General features: G+C 65.0%; 6 protein-coding genes and 1 pseudogene. 5 read left to right on the top strand and 2 right to left on the bottom strand.

Going from position 1 to position 7,004, the window contains the following annotated elements; translation table 11 throughout:
• Positions 1–74 precede the first annotated feature (74 nt).
• From VF497_RS08250 to VF497_RS08240, 3 genes are all read left to right on the top strand, one after another.
• Complete coding sequence (locus VF497_RS08250; RefSeq protein ID WP_330887553.1) at positions 75–659, top strand: nucleotidyltransferase family protein; 585 nt, start codon at positions 75–77, stop codon at positions 657–659.
• Between the two features lie 120 nt (positions 660–779).
• The gene (locus tag VF497_RS08245) at positions 780–1,268 is read left to right on the top strand and encodes a (2Fe-2S)-binding protein (RefSeq protein ID WP_330887551.1); all 489 of its coding nucleotides are present in this window, start codon (positions 780–782) and stop codon (positions 1,266–1,268) included.
• Positions 1,258–3,477 (top strand): xanthine dehydrogenase family protein molybdopterin-binding subunit, encoded by a 2,220-nt coding sequence (locus VF497_RS08240; RefSeq protein ID WP_330887549.1) that lies wholly within the window; start codon positions 1,258–1,260, stop codon positions 3,475–3,477. The genes VF497_RS08245 and VF497_RS08240 overlap by 11 nt, the downstream gene beginning before the upstream one ends.
• A gap of 83 nt (positions 3,478–3,560) precedes the next feature.
• Here VF497_RS08240 and aceA read toward each other — a convergent pair whose 3' ends face one another.
• Positions 3,561–4,856 carry an isocitrate lyase gene (gene aceA / locus VF497_RS08235; RefSeq protein WP_330887547.1) on the bottom strand — a complete coding sequence of 432 codons (1,296 nt, stop codon included), beginning with the start codon at positions 4,854–4,856 and terminating at the stop codon, positions 3,561–3,563.
• Positions 4,857–4,931: 75 nt separating this feature from the next.
• Entirely contained in the window at positions 4,932–5,258 is a 327-nt protein-coding gene (locus tag VF497_RS08230; protein WP_330887545.1) for a hypothetical protein, read from the bottom strand.
• Positions 5,259–5,415: 157 nt separating this feature from the next.
• On the opposite strand from VF497_RS08230, the gene VF497_RS08225 reads away from it, so the two are divergent.
• Positions 5,416–6,465 carry a LysR family transcriptional regulator gene (locus VF497_RS08225; protein WP_330887543.1) on the top strand — a complete coding sequence of 350 codons (1,050 nt, stop codon included), beginning with the start codon at positions 5,416–5,418 and terminating at the stop codon, positions 6,463–6,465.
• Between the two features lie 99 nt (positions 6,466–6,564).
• A pseudogene (locus tag VF497_RS08220) lies at positions 6,565–7,004 on the top strand (hypothetical protein); the annotation flags it as partial.

Raw genomic sequence — 7,004 nt, 5'->3', positions numbered from 1 at the left:
GGTCGCACTCGCGATCGCGGCACAGTTGCAGCAATATTTTTCCGCACGCGCGCGCAGCGTGGCGGCGGTTGCGAGTGTCTGAGCCTGCCTGCCCGCACGGCATCGTCGTGCTCGCCGCCGGCGCATCGACGCGCCTCGGGCGTGCCAAGCAACTCGTGATTCATCGCGGCGAAACGCTCGTGCGTCGTGCCGCTCGCCTTGCGCTTGTCACGCAGCCGCGCGATGCGGTCGTCGTTGTCGGCTTCGACGCCGATTCCGTTTTCCGCGAAGTGGACGATCTGCCGTTGCGCCGCATCGACTGCGTGGACTGGCAACAAGGCCTCGGCGCCTCGCTGCGCGCCGGCATCGATGCGTTGTCGGTGGATTGCGCGGGAGTTCTCGTCGTGTTGTGTGATCAGCCCGCGCTCGATGCCGCGCATCTGCTCGCACTGTGCGCTACATGGCACAGTGCACCCGATCGCGGCGTAGCCTCGCGCTACGCGAACCGGCTCGGCGTGCCGGCCCTGCTGCCGCGGAATTGGTTCGACGCGCTCGACGCGACGTCGGATCGCGGCATGCGCGAGTTGCTCACGCAGCGCGCGGACCGCATCGACGCCATCGTCGATGAAGCGCTCGCTGTCGACGTCGACCTGCCCGACGATTTGCTGCGCTTGTCCTGAGCGCAAACCCTTTGGCATCTGTAAGCCAAACTTATCAAATTGTTCACATGGAGCGTCTGGATTTCTGTACTGCCGAGTAGTAATTTGGCCGCACCCGCAGCCAACGCCACGAGGTGTCCGATGAAACTCAACGTCAACGGGCAGGAGCACGAGGTCGACGCGCCTGCCGACATGCCCTTGCTCTGGGTGTTGCGCGACTTGATCGGCTTGACCGGCACCAAGTTCGGTTGCGGCATGGCCCAATGCGGCGCCTGCACGGTGCATGCCGATGGCGTGGCGATGCGCTCCTGCATCACGCCGGCCGTCGCGCTCGCCGGCAAGAAGATCACGACGATCGAAGGCATAGGCAAGGATGGCGATCATCCGGTGCAGCGCGCCTGGATCGAAGCCGACGTCGTCCAGTGCGGTTATTGCCAGTCGGGCCAGATCATGGCCGCGGTCGCGTTGCTCAAGCAGAAGCCGCAACCGACCGATGCCGACATCGATGCGGCGATGAGCGGCAACCTCTGCCGCTGCGGCACCTACCAGCGCATCCGCACGGCGGTGCATCGCGCCGCGGAGCTGACCAAGATCGCCGCGATCGCGGAGGAGGTGCAACATGTGGCGTGATCACACCAATCTCTCCGGCGTCGTCGAGGAATTGACCCGCATCGTTCCTCTCGAACGCGAGAAAGCCGGCACGAGCCGGCGCGCATTCCTTAAGGTCGGCGCGGCTGCGTCGGCAGGCCTCGTCGTCGCCTGCTTCATGCCGCTCGGCATGCGCAGGGCCCTCGCCGAGGATGTGGCGAAAAAGCCCGCACAGGTTCCGCCGAACGCGTTCGTGCGCATCGCGCCCGACAGCAGCGTGACCGTGCTGCTCAAGCATTCGGAAATGGGCCAGGGTGTGTGGACCTCGATCCCGATGGTCGTCGCCGACGAACTCGATTGCGACTGGTCCAAGGTCAGGGTCGAGCATGCGCCGGCCGCACCCGAGTACAAGCACACCGTGTTCGGCATCCAGATGACCGGCGGCTCAACGAGCACCTGGGAATCGTTCGCCCAGCTGCGCGAGGCCGGCGCGACGGCGCGTGCGTTGCTGGTCGCGGCGGCGATGAAGAAATGGAACATCGATGCCGCAAGCGATATCCGCACCGAAAACGGCTACGTGATTCACGGCGACAAGAAGCTCAGCTACGGCGAACTCGCCGAGGCCGCGTCCAAGCTGCCGATGCCGACCAACGTCGCGCTGAAGAAGCCCGAGGAATTCCGCCTGATCGGCAAGCCGACCCGGCGTCTCGACAGCAAGGCGAAGGTCACCGGTACGGCCGAGTTCGGCATCGACGTGAAGCGGCCGAACATGCTGATCGCGACGGTCGCGCGCGCGCCGGTGTTCGGCGCGAAGGTGAAATCGTTCGATGCGGCCAAGGCCAAGGCCGTGGCCGGCGTAGTCGATGTCGTCCAGGTACCGAGTGGCGTCGCCGTGCTCGGCAAGCATTTCTGGGCGGCCAAGCAGGGCCGCGATGCGCTCGTCATCGACTGGGATCTCGGCGACGGGGCGAAGATCTCGACCGAGGGCTTGCGCGCCGACTATCGCAAGCTCGCGCAGACGAAAGGCGCCGTGGCGAAAACCGCGGGCGACGTCGATGCCGCGCTGAAGGGCGGCAAGGTCGTCGAGGCCGAATACGAAGTGCCGTTCCTCGCGCATGCGCCGATGGAGCCGGAAAACTGCACCGTGGAAATTAGCAAGGACGGTGCGGATATCTGGACCGGCACACAATTCCAGACGCTGGATCAGGGCTTGTCAGCGCAGATTCTCGGCCTGAAGCCCGAGCAGGTGCGCGTGCATACGACCTTCCTCGGCGGCGGCTTCGGCCGGCGCGCGAATCCGACCTGCGACTACGTCACTGAAGCGGTGCAGGTCGCCAAGGCGTCGGGCAAGACGGTCAAGGTCGTGTGGACGCGCGAGGACGACATCCACGGCGGTTACTACCGACCGATGTGGCTGTCGCGCGTGCGCGCGACACTGGGCAAGGATGACAAGCCCGCGGCGTGGGCGCAGACGATCGTCGGCCAGTCGATCATTGCCGGCACGCCGTTCGCGGCCGCGATGATCAAGGACGGCGTCGATGCGACCAGCGTCGAAGGCGCGGCCGATTCGCCGTACCTCGAATCGGTGCCCGCGCATCGCGTCGACCTGCATTCGCCGACGAGTCCGATCTCGGTGCTGTGGTGGCGTTCGGTCGGGCATTCGAACACCGGCTTTGTCGTCGAAAGCTTCGTCGACGAACTCGCGCATGCGGCGAAGCAGGATCCGCTGAAATATCGCCAGACGCTGCTGCCGGAAAAATCGCGCGAACGCCTCGCCCTCGATCTCGCCGCCGAAAAATTCGGCTGGGGCAAGCCGCTGCCGAAGGGCCACGCAGCCGGCATCGCCGTGCATCAGTCGTTCGGCAGTTACGTCGCGCAGATCGCCGAAGTGTCGGTGGCCGACAAGAAGATCACCGTGCATCGCGTCGTCTGTGCGATCGATTGCGGTCCGGTCGTCAATCCGCTGACGATCGAAGCGCAGATGCAGTCCGGCATCGCCTTCGGCCTCGGCGCCGCGCTGCACAGCGAGCTGACCTTCAAGGACGGCAAGGTCGAGCAGTCAAACTTCCACAACTACCTCGTGCTGCGCTCGAACGAGATGCCGAAAGTCGAAGTGCATATCGTGCCGAGCACCGACAAGATGGGCGGCGCCGGCGAACCCGGTACGCCACCGATCGCGCCGGCCGTGGCCAATGCGGTGTTCGCCGCGACGGGCCAGCGCTTGCGCAAGCTGCCGCTGAAGCTCGCCTGAAAAATTCACACGACGAAAAAAGCGCGACTCGTTCGAGTCGTGCTTTTTCGTTTCTCCGCGGCGGAGGGATGAGGCCGTTCGCGTTACGCCGCCTTCTCGGCGTGGAACTGCTCTTCCTCGGTCGAGCCCTTGAGCGCGGTTGTCGACGACTGGCCCTGCTGGATCGTCTGCGTGACCTGGTCGAAGTAGCCCGTACCGACTTCGCGCTGGTGCTTGACCGCGGTGAAGCCCCTGTCGGCCGCGGCGAACTCGGCCTCCTGTAGTTCGACGAACGCGCTCATCTGGCGGCGCGCGTAGCCATGGGCGAGGTTGAACATCGAGTAGTTCAGCGCGTGGAAGCCGGCCAGGGTGATGAACTGGAACTTGTAGCCGTAGCTGGCGATTTCCTTCTGGAACTTGGCGATCGTCGCGTCGTCGAGGTTCTTCTTCCAGTTGAACGACGGCGAGCAGTTGTAGGCGAGCAGCTTGCCCGGGAATTTCGCGTGGATCGCATCGGCAAACGCCTTCGCAAACGCGAGATCGGGCTTGCCGGTTTCGCACCAGACGAGGTCGGCGTATGGCGCGTAGGCGAGGCCGCGCGAGATCGCCTGATCGAGACCGTTCCTGGTCTTGTAGAAACCTTCGACCGTGCGCTCGCCGACGACGAACGGCTTGTCGTTTGCGTCGACGTCGCTGGTAAGCAGATCGGCGGCCTCGGCGTCGGTGCGCGCGACGAGCAGCGTCGGCACGCCGAGCACGTCGGCGGCGAGGCGCGCGGCGTTGAGCTTCTCGACCGCTTCGCGCGTCGGCACGAGCACCTTGCCGCCCATGTGGCCGCACTTCTTCACCGATGCGAGCTGGTCCTCGAAGTGCACGCCGGCGGCGCCGGCCTCAATCATCGCCTTCATCAGCTCGAACGCGTTGAGCACACCGCCGAAACCGGCCTCGGCGTCGGCCACGATCGGCTGCAGGAAGTCGACCGAGTCGTCGCCCTCGGCGTGATAGAGCTGGTCGGCGCGCAGCAGTGCGTTGTTGATGCGCTTGACCACGGCCGGCACCGAGTCGGCCGGGTACAGCGACTGGTCCGGATACATCTGGCCGGCGAGGTTCGCATCGGCCGCGACCTGCCAACCGGAAAGATAGATCGCCTTGAGGCCGGCCTTGACCTGCTGCATCGCCTGGTTGCCGGTCAGCGCGCCGAGCGCATTGACGAAGTCGTCGGTGTGCAGCGACTTCCACAGCTTCTCCGCGCCGAGGCGCGCGAGCGAGTGTTCGACGTGCACGGTGCCGCGCAGACGCACCACGTCCTCGGCCGTGTAGTTGCGCTTGATACCGGCCCAGCGTGGGTTGTTGGTCCAGTCCAGCTTGATCTGTTCGGCGGTGGGAAGGCTCGGTTTCATGACGGGATCCTGCATTGGTGGAGGTTAGGGTGGAGGGTGAAGGGGTGGCAGTCTTTCCTGTGACTTGCCTTGAAGTCAGGGCAGCCGGTGTTTCGTGTAGATCGTCTCGGCTAGCTGGCGCGAGGCGCGCAACAGGCGGGCGAGGCCGAGTGTTTCGTTGGCGGGCGCGACGCGTTCCTGCACGCTGAGGATCGCGTCGTCGAACAGGGCATGGTCGATCGGCGAGCCGTCGGCGAGCGTGATCGCCTCGTCGCCGAGCCAACGGCTCAGTTGCGTCTGCGCGGCGAGCGCGACCGACTGCCGGCCGTCGATCAATGCGCGCACGCAGCGGTCGACACAGGCGGCGAAATCGGAACGCGTCGCCGGCGTGCCGGCCGGGGCGATCCAACGGTCTGTGCTCATCGTTGCGCTGCAAGCCATGTGCTGCTCCGGTCAACTTTGTTGCGTAGCAGCACACTAGGGCCGATTCGTCTATTTGACAAATCAAATGTTTCAACGCAATATTTTGAAAATTTCAAAATATCTGTATTTCATTGATTTACAAGCGGATGACGCATCGATGACACCCACGAATCCGGGCACAAAAGGTGGCAAAACCGGTGCCGGCAGACACCGCCCGGGCAAGCCCCGCTCGGCGCCCAGGCGCAGTGCGGACTCGGAATCCACGCGCTTCTACTACAAGGGCAGCCGCCTCAAGCAGCTGCGCGCCTTCTGTTACGCGGTCAAGTTCGGCACGGTCGTGCGCGCGGCGGAGTCGCTGTTCCTGTCGCCGTCCTCGGTCAGCCTGCAGCTGTCCGCGCTCGAATCGGACTTCGGTGCGCGTCTGCTCGAACGCACGCGCCCGCGCCTCGCGTTGACCGCCGATGGCCAGTTGCTCTACGACCTCGCCCGCCCGCTGGTCGAGGGCATGGAAAACCTCGACCATCAGTTCCGCAACCGCCGAACCGGCGAGCCCGCGCGCGAAATCCACATCGCCTGCGGCAATTCGACGATCCAGTATCTGCTGCCCGAGCTGGTGCGCGCCTATCGCGAGAAATTTCCCGACGTGCGGCTCGAACTCGCCAACGTCACTGGTATCGACGGCCTCGCGCTGCTGCGTTCGGACAAGGTCGATTTCGCGGTCGGCTCGATGCTCGACGTGCCGCACGATCTCGAATACGAGCCGGTGCGCTGGTTCGATCCGATGCTTATCGTGCCGCATGGCCATCCGCTCGCGGACAAGGCGGATATTTCGCTCGAGGACATTTCGCCGTATGGGCTGATCCTGCCGCCACAGCGTCTGACGACCTACCGCACGGTCGATCTCGTGTTCCAGCGCAGCAAGGTGCCTTATCACGTCGCGATCGAGGTCGGCGGCTGGGAAGTGATCAAGCAGTACGTCGGCATGGGCCAGGGCATCTCGATCGTCACCGGCATCTGCCTCACGCCAGGCGACGAGGAGCGCCTCGTCGCGCGCAACCTGCGGCGTTACTTCCCGCAGCGCAGCTACGGCGTGGTGATGCGCAAGGGCAAGTATCTTTCCGAGCAGTCGCGGGCATTCATCGACCTGATCAAGCCCGACCTGTTCGGCCGCCGCGACTACTACGATTCCGGTCACTCGGAACGCTAGGCGGCAACTGTGGAGAAACGGTGGAACCACGGACGGCGCGGTTTCGCGATATGCCGCGGCGCGCTATCGTGGGCGCCGTTTTTCCGCACGTAAAATCCAATGCGTTTGCGTCTGTGGCATCGTCTGTTCCTCGCCTTCGCCGTGCTCAGCGTGGCGATCATCGCCGGTTTCGTTGCCTGGCAGCAGCGCAACTTCCGCGAGGGATTTTCGACCTATCTCAACGAGGTCACACGCCAGCGTCTGCAAGTGGCGGGTGAGCGCCTGGCCGAAGCGTATTCCGACCATGGCGGTTCCTGGGAATTCCTGCGCCGCGATCCGCGTGCGTTCGACGCCTATGTCGATCCGTTCCGCCTGAAGCACAAGATCACCTCCGAGGAACCGCGCGGCGCCGGCGGACCGCCGCCGCAGGCGGAACCACCAACGCCACCGCCCGATGGCGGACCCGGTCCGCGCGAGATGCCCCCGGCCGATATGCCGCCGCGCATGAGTGCGGCGAGCCGCGTGCTGCTGCTCGATGCGACCGGTGCGAGCGTAACCGG

This window comes from Rudaea sp. (assembly GCF_036383415.1).
Lineage (GTDB): Bacteria > Pseudomonadota > Gammaproteobacteria > Xanthomonadales > Rhodanobacteraceae > Rudaea.
The sequence above is the reverse complement of the archived record's forward strand: the minus strand, read 5'-3'. Positions and strand labels throughout refer to the sequence as shown.

Bases quoted from the DNA above. Each gene is read 5' to 3' on its own strand.
- VF497_RS08245 (WP_330887551.1), top strand. From the start codon at position 780: ATGAAACTCAACGTCAACGGGCAGGAGCACGAGGTCGACGCGCCTGCC.
- VF497_RS08240 (WP_330887549.1), top strand. From the start codon at position 1,258: ATGTGGCGTGATCACACCAATCTCTCCGGCGTCGTCGAGGAATTGACC.
- aceA (WP_330887547.1), bottom strand. From the start codon at position 4,856: ATGAAACCGAGCCTTCCCACCGCCGAACAGATCAAGCTGGACTGGACC.
- VF497_RS08230 (WP_330887545.1), bottom strand. From the start codon at position 5,258: ATGAGCACAGACCGTTGGATCGCCCCGGCCGGCACGCCGGCGACGCGT.
- VF497_RS08225 (WP_330887543.1), top strand. From the start codon at position 5,416: ATGACACCCACGAATCCGGGCACAAAAGGTGGCAAAACCGGTGCCGGC.